Here is a 17,659-nt window from a genome sequence, read left to right as displayed (position 1 = left end):
CGTCGCGTGCTAGCCACGGGCCGCCTCCATGATTGCCTCGTCGACGTCCTTGCCCGACTTCTCCGCTTCGGAGATGGCGAGCAAAACCTTCTTGTATTCGCGCGGCATGACCTTCACGAAGTGGTTCACCTGCTGCGACCAGTCGGCCAGAATGCGTTCGGCGACAGCCGAACCCGTCTGATCGCGGTGCTGGGTGACGATGTCGCGCAGCCAGGTGAAGTCGTCACCGGAGAGCTGCTCGACCGCGTCGGCCTGCTCGATGTTGAGCTTGTCCTCGAAGGTGCCGTTCGGGTTGTAGACGAACGCGACACCGCCGGACATGCCAGCGCCGAAGTTGCGTCCCGTCTCCCCGAGGATGACCACCCGGCCACCGGTCATGTATTCGCAGCCGTGATCGCCGACGCCCTCGACGACCGCGGTGGCGCCGGAGTTGCGCACCGCGAACCGCTCGCCGACGACACCGTTGATGAACGCCTGACCGTTGGTGGCGCCGAACAGGATCACGTTGCCCGCGATGATGTTCTCTTCCGCCTTGAAGTCGGCGGGCGCGTTCAGCGACGGGCGCACGACCAGGTGGCCGCCCGAAAGACCCTTGCCGACATAGTCGTTCGCGTCACCCTGGACCCGCAGCGTGATGCCGGCGGGCACGAAGGCGCCGAAGCTGTTGCCCGCCGAGCCGGTGAAGGTGATGTCGATGGTGTCGTCGGGCAGGCCCGCGCCACCGTAGAGCTTGGTCACCTCGTGGCCGAGCATGGTGCCGACGGTGCGGTTCACATTCGTGATCTTGGTTTCGAACTTCACCGCCTGGCCACGCTCGAGCGCGTCGCGGCTCTGCGAGATCAGCTGCTGGTCCAGTGCCTTGTCCAGGCCGTGGTCCTGCGTCTTGGTGCAGCGCCGGTCCTGGTACATGAACGCGGTCTCGACGTCGTCGAGGATCGGCGACAGGTCGAGCTTGCTGGCCTTCCAGTGCTGCTTGGCCTTGGCGGTGTCGAGCAGGTCGACCCGGCCGATGGCCTCGTCCAGCGTGCGGAAGCCCAACAGCGCCAAGTGTTCCCGGACCTCTTCGGCGATGAACAGCATGAAGTTCTCGACGAATTCCGGCTTGCCGGTGAAGCGTTCGCGCAGCACCGGGTTCTGCGTCGCGACACCGACGGGACAGGTGTCGAGGTGACAGACCCGCATCATGATGCAGCCCGACACCACCAAAGGCGCAGTGGCGAAACCGTATTCCTCGGCGCCGAGCAGCGCCGCGATCATCACGTCGCGGCCGGTCTTCATCTGACCGTCCACCTGCACGACGATCCGATCGCGAAGTCCGTTGAGCAGCAACGTCTGCTGGGTCTCGGCCAGGCCGAGCTCCCACGGGCCGCCCGCGTGCTTGAGCGAGGTGAGCGGCGAGGCGCCGGTGCCACCGTCGTGTCCGGAGATCAGCACCACGTCCGCGTGCGCCTTGGACACACCGGCCGCAACCGTGCCGACCCCTGGCTCCGCAACAAGTTTCACGTGAATCCGCGCCTGCGGGTTCGCGTTCTTCAGGTCGTGGATCAGCTGCGCCAGATCCTCGATCGAGTAGATGTCGTGGTGCGGCGGCGGCGAGATCAGGCCGACGCCCGGCGTCGAGTGCCGCACCTCGGCGACCCACGGGTACACCTTGTGCGCGGGCAGCTGGCCGCCCTCGCCCGGCTTGGCGCCCTGCGCCATCTTGATCTGGATGTCGGTGCAGTTGGTCAGGTAGTGCGCGGTCACGCCGAAGCGGCCGGAAGCAACCTGCTTGATCGCGCTGCGCCGCCAGTCGCCGTTCTCCTCCGGCTCGAAGCGCGCGGGCGATTCGCCGCCCTCGCCCGAGTTCGACCGTCCGCCAAGGCGGTTCATCGCGATCGCGAGGGTCTCGTGCGCCTCCGCCGAGATGGAGCCGTAGCTCATCGCGCCGGTGGAGAACCGCTTCACGATCTCCGAGGCGGGCTCGACCTCGTCGATGGAGATCGACGCGCGTTCCTTCTTGAACTTGAACAGGCCGCGCAGCGAGGCAAGTCGCTCGGACTGGTCGTCGACCAGCTTGGTGTACTCCTTGAAGATCGAGTACTGACCCGAGCGGGTCGCGTGCTGCAGCTTGAACACAGTGTCCGGGTTGAACAGGTGGTACTCACCCTCGCGCCGCCACTGATATTCGCCGCCGACCTCGAGCTCGCGGTGCGCGCGCTCGTTGCGGTTCTCCAGGAACGCGATCCGGTGCCGCTCGGCCACGTCGGCCGCGATGTCCTCGAGGCCGATGCCGTCCAGGTGCGAGCGCAGGCCGGTGAAGTACTCGTCGGCGAGCTCCTGCGACAGGCCGATCACCTGGAACAGCTGGGCGCCGGTGTAGGAGGCCAGCGTGGAGATGCCCATCTTGGACATCACCTTCAGCACGCCCTTGCTCGCGGCCTTGTTGTAGTTGGCGACCGCCTTGCCGAAGTCGGCCGCGTGATCGCCGGTGCTGCCCGGCATGTCGAGCAGGCCGCGCTCCATCATGTCCTCGATGGTCTCGAAGGCCATGTACGGGTTGATCGCGGCCGCGCCGAAGCCGACCAGCATCGCCATGTGGTGCACCTCGCGGGCGTCACCGGCCTCGACGACCAGGCCGACCATGGTGCGGGTGCGCTCGCGCACCAGGTGGTGGTGCACCGAGGAGGTCAGCAGCAGCGACGGGATCGGCGCCAGCTTCTCGTTGGACTCACGGTCGGACAGCACCACGATCCGCGCTCCGCCGTCGATGGCGGCCGAGACCTGGGTGTTGATCGCCTTGAGCGCCTTGCGAAGTCCCTTGCCGCCCTTGGCGACCGGGTACAGACCACGAACGATCACCGAACGTAGCTCGGGCTGGGAGCCGTCGTCGTTGATGTGCACCAGCTTGGCCAGCTGGTCGTTGTCGATGATCGGCGATTCGATGGCGATCTGCTTGCACGACTCCGGACCGGGGTGCATCAGATCGGCCTCCGGGCCGATGGCCCGGCGCAGGCTGGTCACCACCTCTTCCCGGATCGCGTCCAGCGGCGGGTTGGTGACCTGCGCGAACAGCTGGGAGAAGTAGTCGAACAGCAGCCGAGGCCGCGACGAGAGCACCGCGATCGGGGTGTCGGTGCCCATCGAGCCGAGCGCCTCGCCGCCGGTCTTGGCCATCGGCGAGATGAGCAGGTTCAGTTCTTCGTTGGTGTATCCGAAGATCTGCTGCCGGATCAGCACCCGGTCGTGCGACATGTGCACGTGCGGGCGGTCTGGCAGGTCCTCGAGCTTGGTCACACCCGCGTCCAGCCATTCCTGGTACGGGTGCTCGGCCGCAAGCTGGGTCTTCAGCTCGTCATCGCCGACGATGCGGCCCTGCGAGGTGTCGACCAGGAACATGCGGCCGGGTTGTAGTCGGACCTTGCGGACCACCTTCGACGGGTCGATGTCGAGCACGCCGACCTCCGACGCCATCACGACCAGGCCGTCCTCGGTGATCCAGATGCGGCTCGGGCGCAGGCCGTTACGGTCGAGCACGGCGCCGACGACGGTGCCGTCGGAGAAGCACACCGAGGCGGGGCCGTCCCACGGCTCCATCAGCATCGAGTGGTACTCGTAGAACGCGCGCCGCTGCTGATCCATCGTGTCATTGCGTTCCCACGCCTCGGGGATCATCATCAGCACGGCATGGGGCAAGCTGCGGCCGCCGAGGTGCAGCAGTTCCAGCACCTCGTCGAAGCGCGCGGTATCGCTCGCCCCCGGGGTACAGACGGGGAAGATCTTCTCCAGCCGGTTGTTGCCCGCGGAGTCGATGCCGAAGATGTCCGAACGCAGCAGCGCCTCGCGTGCCCGCATCCAGTTCTCGTTGCCGGTGACGGTGTTGATCTCGCCGTTGTGCGCGACCCGGCGGAACGGGTGGGCCAGCGGCCAGGACGGGAAGGTGTTGGTGGAGAAGCGCGAATGCACGATGCCGAGCGCCGACTCCACCCGGCTGTCCTGCAGGTCCAGGTAGAACGCGCGCAGCTGCGGCGTGGTGAACATGCCCTTGTAGACGAAGGTCTGGCCGGACAGGCTCGGGAAGTACACCGACTCCTTGCCGACGGCGCCCTCGCCGGAGCCCGCCTTGCCGAGCTCGTGCTCGACCCGCTTGCGGATCACGTAGGCCCGGCGCTCCAGATCCATCCCGGAGAGTTCTTCGGCCGCACCCCTCGGAGAGCCGATGAAGATCTGCCGGAAGGTCGGCATGGCGTCGCGCGACAGCGCGCCGAGCGAGGACTCATCGATCGGCACCTCGCGCCAACCGAAGACCTCGAGGCCCTCTTCCTTGACGATTTTCTCCACGCCGTACGCGGCACGCGCGGCTTCCCTGCGGGCCTGCGGCAAGAAGGCGATGCCGGAGGCGTAGGAGCCCTCCTGCGGCAATTCGAAGTCAACGACGGCCCGGAAGAAACGGTCGGGAAGCTGGATCAGGATGCCCGCGCCGTCACCACTGTTGGGTTCAGCGCCTGCGGCACCACGGTGCTCCAGGTTCAACAGAGCCGTAATAGCCTTGTCGACGATGTCGCGGCTGCGGCGGCCGTGCATGTCGACGACGAACGCGACACCGCAGGCGTCGTGTTCGTTCGCCGGGTCGTAGAGCCCGACGGGTCCAGGTGACCGGTGGCCAGGAAGTTGCATCATGCCTCTGCCTTCAAGAAGGGCGTTCGACGAAATAGAAAGGCCCAATTTCGCCTGAATGCCTCCGTACAAGACTGCGCCCGTACGTTCCGAAACCAGCCGCGCTGATGGTCTTCGGCGTGCAGTCACGTCTCCAGTTGTTTCACCCGCTTCAGGGACGTAGTGGGTGCTCGTCGGTAACGGATCCCTTACAAGATCCTTACCTCCGCGCGGGTTCCCGCCCGTTACGCTGAGCACCGGTTAGGAGCTGCCCGAGCGGGCGAGTCTGCCGAGCATTCTGTGTTCGGCGTAAGAGCAAACGATAAGTCAGGTCCGGGGCCCAACCAACTTAGGTTGTACTAATAACGGGGTCTAGCTGGGCTTCTTCAATTCGGTCCTCCACGTGTGCGCGTTGTCCAGTGTAAAGCAGCAGGCACCCCATGATCGATCCCGCGACGCCGGGCTCCGGTCGACGACAACGGGCACACGACAGCCGTCCCAAACCTCGCGAATCGGGCACAAAACCGCTCCCACCTGCATCGAAGATGATTTCCCTAGCTCAGCACCCGGCAAACCATCCAGCGGTGGCTAACTCGGAACCGGGCTGGATGAGATAAATCCGACAGGGGTCGTGACGAGCCAGGAGCAGGATCCGACCGTCCGGGTTCTTTTGGCAGCTGTGGGTTTCAGCACATAGTCAGCAAACCACCGAGAGTGGTGTTCGCCACATTTTTGGCGACGAAACACAACTGCCTTCACGGCGTAACTTCGCGATTTTATTGCGGGCCGAATGCCCTTTCGCCGAATAATCGTCCGCGAATGCGGCTCGGGCCCTTAAAGACTGACGATTCCAGCGATTAGGTGCACTTAACGACTCGGTGCGAGAACTCCTAAGGCGAAGTTAAGTAATCGACTTCGCGGCAAGATTCAGCGCTTCACGGGCACAGTGTTGCGGCGGCGCGCACCAGCGCCGCCTGGTGCAGCACGTCCGCCTGCCCGGTCGCGAAGACACCGAAGACGCTGCGCGCCACCCGTTCCGCACAGTCCGGCGCGCTCAGCTGCGCCCGCCGCGCGGCCATCTGGTCCACGATCGCCACATTCACCCGGTCGATGATCGGCCGCACCGACGCCAAGTCCGCAGGCGCGCTCGGCACCGCCGCCGGATCGAACCGCCACCGCATCATCAACCCGCGCTGCACGGTCTTGTTGGCCTCGATCTGACCCGAAAACACCTGCCTGATCCAGGTTTCCGGCAACTCGCGCTCCGCGCCGAGCCGCGCCATCGCGTCGTAGACCTGGGCCTCGCGCGCCGGATCGTCGATGGTCGGCTCGGTGCCGGACGCCGCAGCGGCCTTCCACTTCACCGCCGCCACCGTGTCGCCCGTGTCGAGCCGCTCGAGCACCAGCGCGACCAAACGATCCAGCGACTCGTCGCCAGGAGCCGCGGCCGCGCTAACCGGCGACATGAGCAGCGCCGCCGACACCACCATCAACAACACAAGCCGCATGTCCTGACCTCCTGAGATCACTCGCTCGGCACCGGGTCATCGACTCAGACTAGGCACGTCGGTCAAGGCGAATCAGCAACGTGTCCGTCGATATGTGAACTCGGCCACATACCCCCGCTCGTACTCGGTGTGTCGGGTGCGGTCCTGTCACGCTGTGACAACGAAACCGTGACGGTTTCGCAGGCTTTTTCGCGCGACCTGCCCGTGCCCACGAAATCGACTGGGACCAAGAGGATGTGAGTTCCCATGACCGTCACCGGCTTGTTCACGTGGCTCGGCGGTGGTCAGCACGGCGAAGTCGCTTACCGCCACGAGCGCACCGGATATGCCGTCACCGGAGCGATGGTGCTGCTGTTCGCGACCGTGTCCGGCGTGATCACGGCCCTGGCCTTGGCCTCGACAGGCACCTGGGCGCTGCTCGCGATACTCGCGGTGACACTGGTGGTCACGGCGCTCACCGGCGCGATCGCGCGGGCCGTCGTCACCGCCCGCCCGCAGGGTGGGCCGGATCGGCTCGGCCTGCTCGCCCGCATCGCCGTCGCGGTGCTCACGGGTGGGCTGATCGCGGAACTGGCCGCCATCGTGGTCTTCGGCGGCAGCGTCGACCGGGCCCTCGACGAGCGAGCCCAGCGCTCGGTCGCCGCCGCACCGCAGGTGGTCACCGCGCGCGCCGACCTGGACAAGGCACGCGCCGACCGGACCGCGCTCGATCAGTCGATCACCAAGGCGCAGGCCGATATCGATCGCGCGCTGGTGATCGCGCGCTGCGAGTTCAACCCGAGCCCGGAATGCCCGCAGACCCGGATCACCAATGTGCCAGGCCGCGGGCCGGAGGCGCAGACCGCCAACGACATGCTCGACGACGCCCGCAAGCAGCTCGCCGCGACGCAGGGCCGGGTCGATGTCCTCGACCAGCGGATCGCCGGCGAGGAAAAGACCGTGGCGACAGCCGAATCGGCGGCCTTCGCCGACGCCGACCGTGGTCTCGGCGCGCGCTGGCAGGCCATGAACGACTACACCACGCGCCACGCGGGCGCGATGCCGCTGCGCATCCTCACCATCGTCGCGCTGATCGCGCTGGCCCTGCTGCCGCTGGTGCTGCGGTGGTGGCGCGGACAGACCTCGTTCGACCGGCGCAACGCCGCCCGCGACGTGCTCGATCGCGCCGAGCAGGAGGCCGAAACGGCCATTGCCGTCAAGCGGGCCGAGGTGCGCGCGGAGGCCGAGGCACTGCGCGCCGACCAACAACTCACCGCCGCCCGCCTTGCCGTCGAGGCCGACACCGCCATCGACCGGGAGCGGCAGCGCACCAGGATCATCGCGGCGATCGGCGGCGTGGAGATCGGCATCTCCGAGCCGCCGCGCCAACTCCCAGCCGCACCGGCTGACCACCGAAAGGACAGCTCCGTGTCTGAAGGATTCGCGACGCCGAACCTGCCCGCCCCCGTCGCCTCGGGCGCACTCGCCCAGAACACCGGAGCAGGCGCGCTGCGCCCGGCGCCCAAGACCGGTGGCGGCCTGGAACTTCCGCTGATCGGCACGGTGCCGTTCAGTGACACCGCGGCCCGGTTCATCCGCCCGCTGGTGCCCTCGTTCGTGGCCAACGCGATCGACACCGCGACGCACCCGCTGCGCACCGCGCGCCAGGCGTTCGAAGAGGTCGAGGAGATCACCTTCACGCTGCGCCGCACCCGTAAGGTCACCGTCGATACCCAGGACTCGCACGCGCCGACCGGTTCCGGCCATCAGCTCGCAGGCGGAGCCGACCCCTGGCATGCGCAGCGCATCGCCGCAACGGTCGTCGACGCGGACTACACACAGCAGGATCCGCACTATTCGGCACTGACGCAGTCCACCGGGGCCAGGCCACACGATCTTTCGGCCGCCGAGCACCGGGACGAGCTCACCGGGCGCGACACTCCCGAGTTGCCGGGCCGCGGCCGACGCGAACTGCCGCGCGGGCACTGAGCGCCAGACGTGCGGACCGCTCGACGCGCTCGATCGGACCGGGACCGCACGGCCCCGCGGGTCCGCACGCACACCCTCCCGTGCGGACGCAGCCTGCCTCGCCGGCGCCGAGCGCAGGCGAGTCCGGTGACCCGGCCGCGGCCGCTGCTCGATGCGCTCGGGCAGACGTGGACCGCCGGTCCGGCTCTGCGGGTGGGATCCGGCCTAGGCTTACGTCCCATGGCCCGCAGAGATCGTTCCTCCGCAGCGTTCGGGTCGCGGCTGCTCGGGCCGATCGACGAGTCGTCCGGGATGCGGCGCATCCGGGTCCAGTTGCTGCTGACGATTCCGCTGCTGATCGCGAACTTCATCGGTGTCGCGGTGACGATCGCGCTGATCTGCTTCGTGCTGCCCGGTCCACCGGTCTTCACGCAGGAACTCGCACTGCTGAATTTCGTCGCTACCCCGCTGTACGGGATTTTCGCGTTCGTGGCCGGAGCGTACTGGGGCACGGTCAAGGGCCTCCGGAGCTTGCGGTGGGCCGTCGAACCCGATCAAGTGCCTACCGAATCGGAGCAGATCGCCGCCGCCGCGGTGCCACGCCACCTGGTGCTGCAGCAGGCCGCACTGTGGCTGCTCGGTGCCGTGGTGCTGATGCCGTTCTATGCCGTCACCGAGCCAGCGCTGATCCCCAAGTTCGTGCTCGGCATCGGCTTCAGCGCGATCGTGGTCTGCGCCAACAGCTATCTGATCGCGGAGTTCGCGATGCGCGTCGTCACCGCGCGCGTGCTCGACGCGGCGCCGTCGCGACGCAGGCGTGGCATCGGTGTCCGCGGGCGCTCGCTGCTGGCCTGGACACTCGGCGCGGGGGTGCCGGTGACGCTGTCGATGATCGTTGCGCTGTGGGCACTGGTCGACTCCTCGGTGAGCACCGCCCGGCTCGCGGTCTGCGTGCTGTCGCTCGGCGGGGCCACGCTGGTCTTCGGGCTGCTGCTGATGATGCAGACCGTATCGGCGACCATCGCGCCGATCCGCGGGGTGCGCAGAGCGCTGCGCGAGGTCGAGGACGGTGATCTGAGCGTCGCCATCACCGTCTACGACGGCACCGAATTGGGCGAGCTGCAGAGCGGTTTCAACCACATGGTGGAAGGACTGCGCGAACGCGAACAGATCAGGGACCTGTTCGGCAAGCACGTCGGCCGAGAAGTCGCCGACGCAGCGCTGGCGGGCAATCCGACGCTCGGCGGGGTGGAAACCGATGCGGCGGCGTTGTTCATCGACATCGTCGGGTCGACGACGATGGCCGCGACGCTGCCCGCCGCCGAGATGGTCGCCATCCTCAACCGCTTCTTCGACATCGTCGTCGACGAGGTGGAACGCTACGGCGGGCTGCTGAACAAGTTCGAGGGTGACGCCGCACTCGCCGTATTCGGTACGCCCGCAAAGCTTCCCGACGCGCCAGGTGCGGCACTCGCCTGCGCCCGCGCCATCCGCAAGCGGCTCGACGACACCACCAACGACTTCATCGCCGCGATCGGTGTCGCCGCGGGCCGGGTGGTGGCCGGCAATGTCGGTGCGCGCCAACGCTATGAGTTCACGGTGATCGGCGATGCGGTCAACGAGGCGGCCCGCCTCTGTGAAATGGCCAAACAGGACGACCTGCTGCTGGCCTCCGCCAACACCGTCGAGGCGGCGGGGGCGGCCGAGGCCGCGCACTGGAAGCTCGGCGAATCCGTCACTCTCCGTGGCCGCATCGCGACCACCCGGCTCGCCCGCCCCAGCGGCACCTGACCGTACGCAGCCGAGTCCGACCTGCCATCGAGGTGCAGCGGATGCACCTCTTTGCGCGGGTACGGATTCGCTGCGACGACAGGTCCGCGGCAAGTCCACCTGTCGGTGCGCACCCGCCCCGGCTCTGGAGTGGATGCGCACCAACGGGTTACGCGCGGGCGGCGCGGAACGCCAGCGCGGCGGCGATCAGCAGGATCGACGCGGTGCCGAGCGCCGCGAAGTGCATGCCTGCGACGAACGCCTCGTGCACCGAGGTGAGGAAGACGTTCGAGACCGACTGCGGCAGCTCGCGCGCGAAACCGGTGGCGGCGCCGAGGGATTCCGACGCGGCGCCGATCCGGTCGCCTGGCACGTTGCTCAGGTCGAGGCCGTTGCGGAAGATGGCCATGACCACGCTGCCGAGGACGGCAACGCCGAGCGCGATGCCGGTCTCGTAGGCGGTCTCCGACACGGCGGCGGCCGCACCGGCCCGCTCGGCAGGCGCCGAGCTGACCACCAGGTCCGCCGAAACCGTCAGCGCGACACCGACACCCGCGCCGATGAGCAGGAACCCGAGGATGAACGGCGTCGTGCTGGTCGCGGCATCCGGGCTCAGCCAGAGAAACAACGCCGAGCCGAACGCGGCGACGGTCAGCCCGCCGCCGAGCGCCACACCCGGCCGCACCCGCTGCACCAGCCAGGCCGCCGCGAGTGACGCGACGACGCTGGCGCCAAGGCCGGGCAGCAGCAACAGACCGGCCTGCATCGGCGACCGACCGAGCACGAGCTGCAGGTACTGCGAGCCGAAGAACAGCACGCCTGCGAGCGCGAACACCGAGAGCAGGTTGGTCAGCACCGCGGTGCGGAACCTGGGCAGCGCGAACAACTTCAGGTCGAGCATCGGGTTCGCCAGCGTGCGCTGCCTGCGCACGAACAGCACCCCTGCGAGCACACCGACGGCCGCGATCAGCGCCATCGTCAGGCTGAACCCGTGCGCCGCCGTCTCCTTCACCGCGTACACGACCGGCACCAGCGCGAGCATCGAGAGCGCCGCACTCGGCAGGTCGAACCGGCCGGGGTTCGGGTCACGGGATTCCGGGATCAGGACTGGGCCGAGTGCGATCAGCACCAGCATCACCGGCAGGTTCACCAGGAACACCGAGCCCCACCAGAAGTGCTCGAGCAGCCAGCCGCCGAGCAGCGGTCCGGCCGCGGCGCCGCCGCCTGCCATCGCGCTCCACACCGCGATGGCAACGGTCCGCTGCCGCGGGTCGAGGAACATCGAGCGGATCAGGCCGAGCGTCGCAGGCATCAGCGTCGCACCGGCGACGCCCTGCAGCACGCGCGCGCCGATCAGCATCTCCGGCGACACGGCCCAGGCCGCGAGCAGGGACGCGACACCGAAGCCTGCCGCGCCGATGAGCAGCAGCCTGCGGCGGCCGATCCGGTCGCCGAGGTTGCCCATCATCACGAGCAGGCCCGCCAGCACGAACGAGTAGACGTCGATGATCCACAGCAGCTGCGGGGTGGTCGGCGCCAGGTCGGCGCTGATCGCGGGCACGGCCAGGTCGAGCACCGTCGCGTCGACCGCGAGCAGCAGCAGGGCGAGTGCGAGCACGGCCAAGCCCGCCCAGTCGCGCGCGGTGGCGCGGGGCGGGGTCGTCGTTGTCGGGGGGTGATTCGTGGTCTGGGTGTGGGTGGTCATTGCCTTCTCGACTTTCGTCGCGATCGTCCTACCGTCCAGACGGTACAGTACCAGACCTTACCGTCCAGCCGGTATAGTTGCGCAGGTGACGGCAACCACCCGCGATCGCATCCTGGACGCGCTCGAATCCCTGCTGCTGGACAAAGGACTGTCGCAAGTGACGTTGGAGAACGTCGCCGCAACGGCAGGCGTCTCCAAGGGCGGGCTGCTCTATCACTTCAAGAGCAAGGACGCACTGCTCGCCGGACTGGTCAGACGGCTCACCGAACGCGCGAGCCAGCAGCTGGCCGACTCCATCGACCACGGCCACTCGGTCGCCGAGTGGTACCTGCAGACACCCAACCCGGACAACGCCGTGGAGGCGGTAGAGCTCGAGCTCTACCGGTCCATGCTGGCCACCATGCGCACCATCGACGCCGCGAACGACGCACAGACCGACGAGGTGCAGCAGGCGCTCGCCGAGATGATGAGCTCGTGGTCCGACGGCCTGGACAAAGAGGTCGACGACCCGGTGCAGGCCGACCTCATCCGACTCGTCGGCGACGGCGTCTACCTGCGCGCCCTGCTCGGCCTCCCGCCGATCGACCCCGCGCGCTATCGCGCGTTGGTCGCACGTCTCCTGCATCGCTGAGCGTCGGCCGACGGACAACGCGGCGCGGCAGTCGCGTCCAAGGGGCGGCTGCCGCGTAACTGAAGAAGGACTTCCGTCCACCGCGCCGGTTACACTCGGCCCGTGCTACCAGCCGCCGACCCGGCAGGTGCCGTCGGGGCGGGAGACGATCCGGTACCAGGGTCCCCTGGAACGACGGTGCCCTTCCGTCCGATGACCTTTCGCGAACTGCTCGATGTGCCGTTCGCGCTGGTCCAGGCGAACCTGCGCGCGCTGGCCGTGCTGAGCGCGGCGACCTTCGTGCTCGCCGAGCTGCTGGTGGTCGCCGTCACGGTTGGCGTCTCGTCGATGACCGACGGCTCGGACGCGGGCACCGCGTGGGCGGCGATCCTGTCGACGGCGTGCTGCGCGTGGCTGATGCGGTTCGTGCTGCGCGGAACAACGGTGGCGATCGGGCTGGCGAGCATCGCGGGCGCACCGATCGGCTGGCGCGCCGCGCTCGGCAGGCTCGGCGCGCGGATCGGACCACTGCTGATCTTCCAGCTGCTCTACACCGCCGTCGGCGTCGGCATCCTCGCGCTGTCCGTGCCGCTGATCATCACGTTTCCGTTCGGCGTCGTCTGGGTGGCCTGGCTGCGGGCCAAACGCTTCGTCGCGGTTCCGGTGATGTTCGCCGAGCACGCGTCGCACCGGACCGCGGTCGCCCGCGCGAAACTGCTTGCCACAGGGGCGGAATGGCAGACGGTGGGGCTGTGGTTCGTGCAGCGCTTCCTGCTCGGCCTGCTGTGCGTTCCGTTGCTGGGGATTCCGTGGTACCTCTCCGACTTCTCCGGCACCCATCGGTGGCAGGTGATCGTGTTGCTCACCGGCGGCGCGCTGTTGATCGTCGCGTTCGGCGAGGTCGTCGAGGCGGCGACCAGGGTGGTGTCCTACGTCGACCGGCGGTGCCGCCGGGAAGGTGCGGACATCCGAATCCCCGGGCAGGAGCGGCGATGACCGAGCACGACGATCAGCGGACACCGGAACCGCCTCGCCTCGGCGCGGCGGCCGAGCACCGCGCTGCCGCCGAAAACGCCGCGCAGCAGCAGGATTTCGACAGTGCGCTGCGCGAACGGTTCCGCGCGGTGCTGCGCGGGATGGAGCAGCGCGGCGTGCTCGAGGTGCGCCGGTCGCGCACCGCGCGGGAGACCGCGGCCGATGCGAGCAGCGCGGTGCAGCCCGAGGTCGCCGCCGAATTGCCGCCCGCCGCTGCCAGTTTCGACGAGGTCGTCTACGGCGGCAGGCGCGCCACCGAGGACGAGTACCGCAGGCTCGAACACGCCGACCAGTTCTCCGCCGCCGCACCGCCGCCCGCGGCGGAGCCGACGGACGTGACCGCACCCGAGAAGTCACCTCGGGTCCGCAAGAAGCTACCGGGCCTGCCCGATCTGCTACGCAATCCGAAGTTCTGGGCCACCCTCGCCGGCGTCGCCGCGTTCCTGCTCTTGTTCTATGCCGTGCTGCAGTCCTGCGGTGCGCCGACCGCGCCGCCACCGATGCAACCTCCCGATCTGCCGAACCAGCCGCCCGATATCGGCGAACCCGACTTCGGAGCGGGCGGCGATGCGATCTGGGATCGGCTGCCCGCGCCGGTCTTCTTCGGCCTGGTGCAGTTCCTGATCGCGGGCGCCGTGGTGGTGTGGTGGCGAGCGCGCCGCCGTGGGGCGCTGGTGCGCGAACCACGTCCGGTCGAGGTCGCCGCGAACGAGCTGCTCGCCGGGCAGGCGGGGCTGTATCGACGGTCGAAGGACCACGAACATGTCGCAGGCAAGCTGCGCGCGGCCACGCTGCGCCGCATCCGCCCCGCCATGGGGATGACCGCGGATACCCCGGCGGACCGGCTGGTCGCCGCGATCGCCGCACGCACCGGCACCGACCCGAACCAGATCGGGATGGCGCTGTTCGGGCCAGTTCCCGACGCCGAGACCCTCGAACTCGTTGCGGCGCAGCTCGACTGGATCGACGCACACGGCGAGGCGGCGCACCGCCCCGCGGTCTCGGGTGCCGCAGCGCCCCGGATCCACCAGACACAGGCCCCCCGTCAGACACAGGAGACCCGATGACCAGCACCGCCGACGTCAACCACACGCCGAGCGCCGCGGAGGCGAGCGCGGCGTTCGCGGCGTTGCGCACCGAGATCGGCAAGGCGGTGATCGGCAACGACAACGCGATCATGTACCTGGTGCTCGCGTTGCTGTGCCGCGGGCACGTGCTGCTCGAAGGCGTGCCTGGCGTGGCGAAGACGCTGTTGGTGCGCGCGTTGGCGACGGCACTGGATCTGGACCACACCAGGGTCCAGTTCACCCCGGACCTGATGCCGGGCGATGTCACCGGCTCGCAGATCTACGACCCGCACTCGGCGGAGTTCACCTTCCGGCACGGCCCGGTGTTCACCAACCTGCTGCTGGCCGACGAAATCAACCGCACCCCACCGAAAACCCAGTCGGCGCTGCTGGAATCGATGGAGGAGCGCCAGGTCTCGGTCGACGGCAAGCCGCGGCCGCTGCCCGATCCGTTCGTCGTGATCGCCACCCAGAACCCGATCGAGCAGGAGGGCACCTATCCGCTGCCTGAGGCGCAGCTGGACCGGTTCCTCTTCAAGGTCGACGTCGAATTGCCCGGCCGCGACGACGAATTCCGCATTCTGCAGCGGCACGCCGCAGGCTTCGATCCGCGCGACCTGGCTGCGGCCGGGTTGCGGCCGGTGGCGGGCCGGGCGCACATCGCCGCAGGGCGGGCCGCAGTCGGCACGGTGACGATCAGCCCCGAGGTGCTCGCGTACACCGTCGACCTGTGCCGGGCCACCCGGATGTCCCCTGCGGTACAGCACGGCGCGTCCACCCGAGGCGCCACCGCGCTGATGGCGGCCGCGCGCGCCTACGCGTGGTTGACCGGGCGCGGCTTCGTCACCCCGGACGACGTCAAATCTGTTGCGGTGGCGGCGCTTCGGCATCGGCTGCAGTTGCGGCCCGAGGCGGAGCTGGACGGCGTGACCACCGAGGGCGTCATGTCGTCGCTGCTGCTTTCGGTCCCGGTTCCGGTCTAGTCCGTGGTCGTCACCGGTCGGCTTGCCGCGGCAGCGGGATTGTTCGCGCTGCTCGTCACCTTTGTCATGCCGTCGTTGGTCGGGGTGCTGATCGCGACGGCGGTCCTCGCGGTTGGCCTGCTCTTCGACATCGGCTCCGTCGCCAGGGCGCGTGATCTCACCTTGACCAGGGTGCCGCTGACGACGGTCCGGCTCGGCCGCTCGACCGAGGTGGAGCTCGTCGCCACGAACACCGGATCCCGCACCATGCGCGGCGTCGTGTGGGACGACTGGCCGGGCAGCGCCAACGCCGAGAACCGCACGCACGACCTGGCTTTGGCGCCCGCCACGCTGGTCCGCTTCCGCACCACGCTGACGCCGACCTATCGCGGGGACCGCGTGGCAGGCCAGGTGACCGTCCGGCTGATCGGCCCGCTCGGCTTGGCCGGCACCCAGACCCGCCGCGACGTGCCTGCCAGGGTCCGCGCGCTGCCCCCGTTCCGCAGCGAGCGCCTGATGCGCTCGAAAGTCAAACGCCTGCAACACCTCGAGGGCCGCAACGTAGCCAACCTGCGCGGCCAGGGCGCCGAGTTCGACTCGTTCCGCGAATACGTGGCAGGCGACGACGTGCGCGCCATCGACTGGCGGGCCACCGCCCGCGCCACCGACGTGCTCGTCCGCACCTGGCGCCCGGAACGCCACCGGCACATGCTGATGCTGCTCGACACCGGCCGGATCAGCGCGGGCCGCGTCGGCGACGGCACCCGCCTGGACGCCAGCATCGAGGCCGCGCTGCTGCTCGGCGGGCTCGCCGCGGCCGCGGGCGACTCGGTGGACCTGCTCGCCTACGACAGGGCGCCGCGCGCCGAGGTACGCGGCATCGGCGGAAAGAGCTTGCAGCTGAAGCTGATGCACGCGCTGGCGGGCATCACACCCGCCCTGGTCGACACCGACAGCGCGGGCCTGGTGCGCGCCGCCATCCAGCGCACCCGTCGCCGCAGCCTGGTCGTCTGGTTCACCAGCCTCGACGGCGCCGCGGTGGCGGAGAACCTGCTCCCGGTGCTCCCGGTGCTGGCCCAGCGCCACCGCGTCCTCATCGTCTCGGTCACCGATCCCGACGTCGCCGCGGCCGCCGCCCGCCGCACCACCCGCGCCGACCTCTACCCCGCGGCCGCCGCCGAAACCATCCTGGCCGAGCGCGCCCTGGTTCAGGAATCCTTGCGCCGCAAGGGCATCGCCGTGGTCGCCGCCTCCCCCGGCCACCTCCCGGAGGCCCTCGCCGACGAATACCTGGAACTCAAGCAGTCCGGCACGATGTAGGTCCGGACCGGAGACCACCGGCGGAACGCCCGCGGCGACGCCCACCGGAGCGCATCATGGAAGCCATGGCTGATCTTGCGTCGTTCGTCCGCGGCCTGCCGAAGGCCGAGTTGCACCTGCATCTGGAGGGGACGCTGGAGCCGGAACTGAAGTTCCGGCTGGCCGAGCGCAACGGGATCGCGCTGGCCGAGAAGTCGGTGGACGCGGTCAAGCAGACGTATCAGTTCCACGATCTGACCTCGTTCCTCCAGGTCTACTACCCGGCCATGCGGGTGCTCCAGCAGTCCGCGGACTTCCACGACCTGGCCTTCGACTATCTGACCAAGGCGCATGCGCAAGGCATCCGCCATGTCGAGATGTTCTTCGACCCGCAGGCGCACACCGGCCGCGGCGTCCCGTTCGCGACGGTGATCACCGGATATCGGTCGGCGATCGTGCAGGCCCGCCGCGAGTTCGGCATCTCGGCCGAGCTGATCCTCTGCTTCCTGCGCGACTATTCGGCCGAGTACGCGATGGCGACGTTGCTCGAGGCACTGCCCTTCCGCGACTGGATCATCGGTGTCGGGCTCGACTCGGACGAACGCGGGAACCCGCCGAGCAAGTTCGCGGCCGTCTTCGCCAGGGCCAGGCGCGAGGGTTTCCTGCTGACGATGCACTGCGATATCGACCAGCAGGACTCGATCGAACACATCAGGCAGGCGCTGGAGGACATCGTCGTCGATCGGCTCGACCACGGCACCAACATCGTCGAGGACGACCGACTGGTCGATCTGGCCAAGTCCAAGGGCATCGCGCTCACCTGCTGCCCGGTCTCGAACTCGTTCGTCACCACCCAGATGAAGTCCGACGAGATCGTCGCCCTGCTGCACCGCGGCCTCACGGTGACCGTCAACAGCGACGACCCCGCGTACTTCGGCGCCTATGCGGCAGACAACTACCTGGCCCTTGCCGAGCACGCAGGCCTCGACATCGATCAGCTGGTCGCGCTGGCGAAGAACTCGTTCCGCGCCTCGTGGATCACCCCGGCCCGGCTCGACCTGTTCCTGCGCGAGATCGACGACTACGTCGCTGCCCACCGCTGAGAACCGTTGGCCCCGACC

11 protein-coding genes are annotated in these 17,659 nt (G+C 68.7%); 8 read left to right on the top strand and 3 right to left on the bottom strand.

The features are described from left to right. Nucleotides 1–9: 9 nt before the first annotated feature. Both gltB and ACGFNJ_RS04805 read right to left on the bottom strand, forming a co-directional pair. Nucleotides 10–4,659, bottom strand: coding sequence for a glutamate synthase large subunit (gene gltB / locus ACGFNJ_RS04810; protein ID WP_393443352.1), 4,650 nt, complete (start codon nucleotides 4,657–4,659; stop codon nucleotides 10–12). A 911-nt stretch (nucleotides 4,660–5,570) separates the two neighbouring features. Further along, nucleotides 5,571–6,143 carry a chorismate mutase gene (locus tag ACGFNJ_RS04805; protein ID WP_393443350.1) on the bottom strand — a complete coding sequence of 191 codons (573 nt, stop codon included), beginning with the start codon at nucleotides 6,141–6,143 and terminating at the stop codon, nucleotides 5,571–5,573. Nucleotides 6,144–6,389: 246 nt separating this feature from the next. Between ACGFNJ_RS04805 and ACGFNJ_RS04800 the strand changes: the two genes are divergently transcribed. Both ACGFNJ_RS04800 and ACGFNJ_RS04795 read left to right on the top strand, forming a co-directional pair. Next, complete coding sequence (locus ACGFNJ_RS04800; protein WP_393443348.1) at nucleotides 6,390–8,111, top strand: DUF4407 domain-containing protein; 1,722 nt, start codon at nucleotides 6,390–6,392, stop codon at nucleotides 8,109–8,111. Nucleotides 8,112–8,330: 219 nt separating this feature from the next. Continuing rightward, on the top strand, nucleotides 8,331–9,881 hold the full coding sequence (locus ACGFNJ_RS04795; protein WP_393443346.1) for an adenylate/guanylate cyclase domain-containing protein: 1,551 nt from the start codon (nucleotides 8,331–8,333) through the stop codon (nucleotides 9,879–9,881). Between the two features lie 148 nt (nucleotides 9,882–10,029). Here ACGFNJ_RS04795 and ACGFNJ_RS04790 read toward each other — a convergent pair whose 3' ends face one another. Beyond that, nucleotides 10,030–11,565, bottom strand: a complete 1,536-nt coding sequence (locus tag ACGFNJ_RS04790) for an MFS transporter (protein ID WP_393443344.1) — start codon at nucleotides 11,563–11,565, stop codon at nucleotides 10,030–10,032. Nucleotides 11,566–11,650: 85 nt separating this feature from the next. Between ACGFNJ_RS04790 and ACGFNJ_RS04785 the strand changes: the two genes are divergently transcribed. From ACGFNJ_RS04785 to add, 6 genes are all read left to right on the top strand, one after another. Beyond that, nucleotides 11,651–12,196: a TetR/AcrR family transcriptional regulator gene (locus ACGFNJ_RS04785; protein ID WP_393443342.1), complete on the top strand. Its 546-nt coding sequence runs from the start codon at nucleotides 11,651–11,653 to the stop codon at nucleotides 12,194–12,196. Between the two features lie 192 nt (nucleotides 12,197–12,388). Continuing rightward, the gene (locus ACGFNJ_RS04780) at nucleotides 12,389–13,171 is read left to right on the top strand and encodes a hypothetical protein (protein WP_393443340.1); all 783 of its coding nucleotides are present in this window, start codon (nucleotides 12,389–12,391) and stop codon (nucleotides 13,169–13,171) included. Then, nucleotides 13,168–14,277, top strand: coding sequence for a DUF4129 domain-containing protein (locus tag ACGFNJ_RS04775; protein WP_393443338.1), 1,110 nt, complete (start codon nucleotides 13,168–13,170; stop codon nucleotides 14,275–14,277). The genes ACGFNJ_RS04780 and ACGFNJ_RS04775 overlap by 4 nt, the downstream gene beginning before the upstream one ends. Next, nucleotides 14,274–15,260 carry an AAA family ATPase gene (locus ACGFNJ_RS04770; protein WP_393443336.1) on the top strand — a complete coding sequence of 329 codons (987 nt, stop codon included), beginning with the start codon at nucleotides 14,274–14,276 and terminating at the stop codon, nucleotides 15,258–15,260. The genes ACGFNJ_RS04775 and ACGFNJ_RS04770 overlap by 4 nt, the downstream gene beginning before the upstream one ends. Before the next feature lie 3 nt (nucleotides 15,261–15,263). After that, nucleotides 15,264–16,559 carry a DUF58 domain-containing protein gene (locus tag ACGFNJ_RS04765; protein WP_393443334.1) on the top strand — a complete coding sequence of 432 codons (1,296 nt, stop codon included), beginning with the start codon at nucleotides 15,264–15,266 and terminating at the stop codon, nucleotides 16,557–16,559. A gap of 65 nt (nucleotides 16,560–16,624) precedes the next feature. Beyond that, nucleotides 16,625–17,641, top strand: a complete 1,017-nt coding sequence (add, locus tag ACGFNJ_RS04760; RefSeq protein WP_393443332.1) for an adenosine deaminase — start codon at nucleotides 16,625–16,627, stop codon at nucleotides 17,639–17,641. The last annotated feature ends 18 nt before the right edge of the window (nucleotides 17,642–17,659 follow it).

Origin of the sequence: Nocardia sp. NPDC049149 (assembly GCF_043197455.1) — a bacterium.
In the GTDB taxonomy this organism is placed as follows: Bacteria; Actinomycetota; Actinomycetes; order Mycobacteriales; family Mycobacteriaceae; genus Nocardia.
Note: the sequence above shows the minus strand (reverse complement) of the source record. Positions and strands in the feature narration are given on the sequence as shown.

Coding starts and splice junctions, on each gene's coding strand:
- gltB (WP_393443352.1), bottom strand. CDS start 4,659: ATGATGCAACTTCCTGGCCACCGGTCACCTGGACCCGTCGGGCTCTAC.
- ACGFNJ_RS04790 (WP_393443344.1), bottom strand. CDS start 11,565: ATGACCACCCACACCCAGACCACGAATCACCCCCCGACAACGACGACC.
- ACGFNJ_RS04795 (WP_393443346.1), top strand. CDS start 8,331: ATGGCCCGCAGAGATCGTTCCTCCGCAGCGTTCGGGTCGCGGCTGCTC.
- ACGFNJ_RS04800 (WP_393443348.1), top strand. CDS start 6,390: ATGACCGTCACCGGCTTGTTCACGTGGCTCGGCGGTGGTCAGCACGGC.
- ACGFNJ_RS04775 (WP_393443338.1), top strand. CDS start 13,168: ATGACCGAGCACGACGATCAGCGGACACCGGAACCGCCTCGCCTCGGC.
- add (WP_393443332.1), top strand. CDS start 16,625: ATGGCTGATCTTGCGTCGTTCGTCCGCGGCCTGCCGAAGGCCGAGTTG.
- ACGFNJ_RS04780 (WP_393443340.1), top strand. CDS start 12,389: ATGACCTTTCGCGAACTGCTCGATGTGCCGTTCGCGCTGGTCCAGGCG.
- ACGFNJ_RS04770 (WP_393443336.1), top strand. CDS start 14,274: ATGACCAGCACCGCCGACGTCAACCACACGCCGAGCGCCGCGGAGGCG.
- ACGFNJ_RS04805 (WP_393443350.1), bottom strand. CDS start 6,143: ATGCGGCTTGTGTTGTTGATGGTGGTGTCGGCGGCGCTGCTCATGTCG.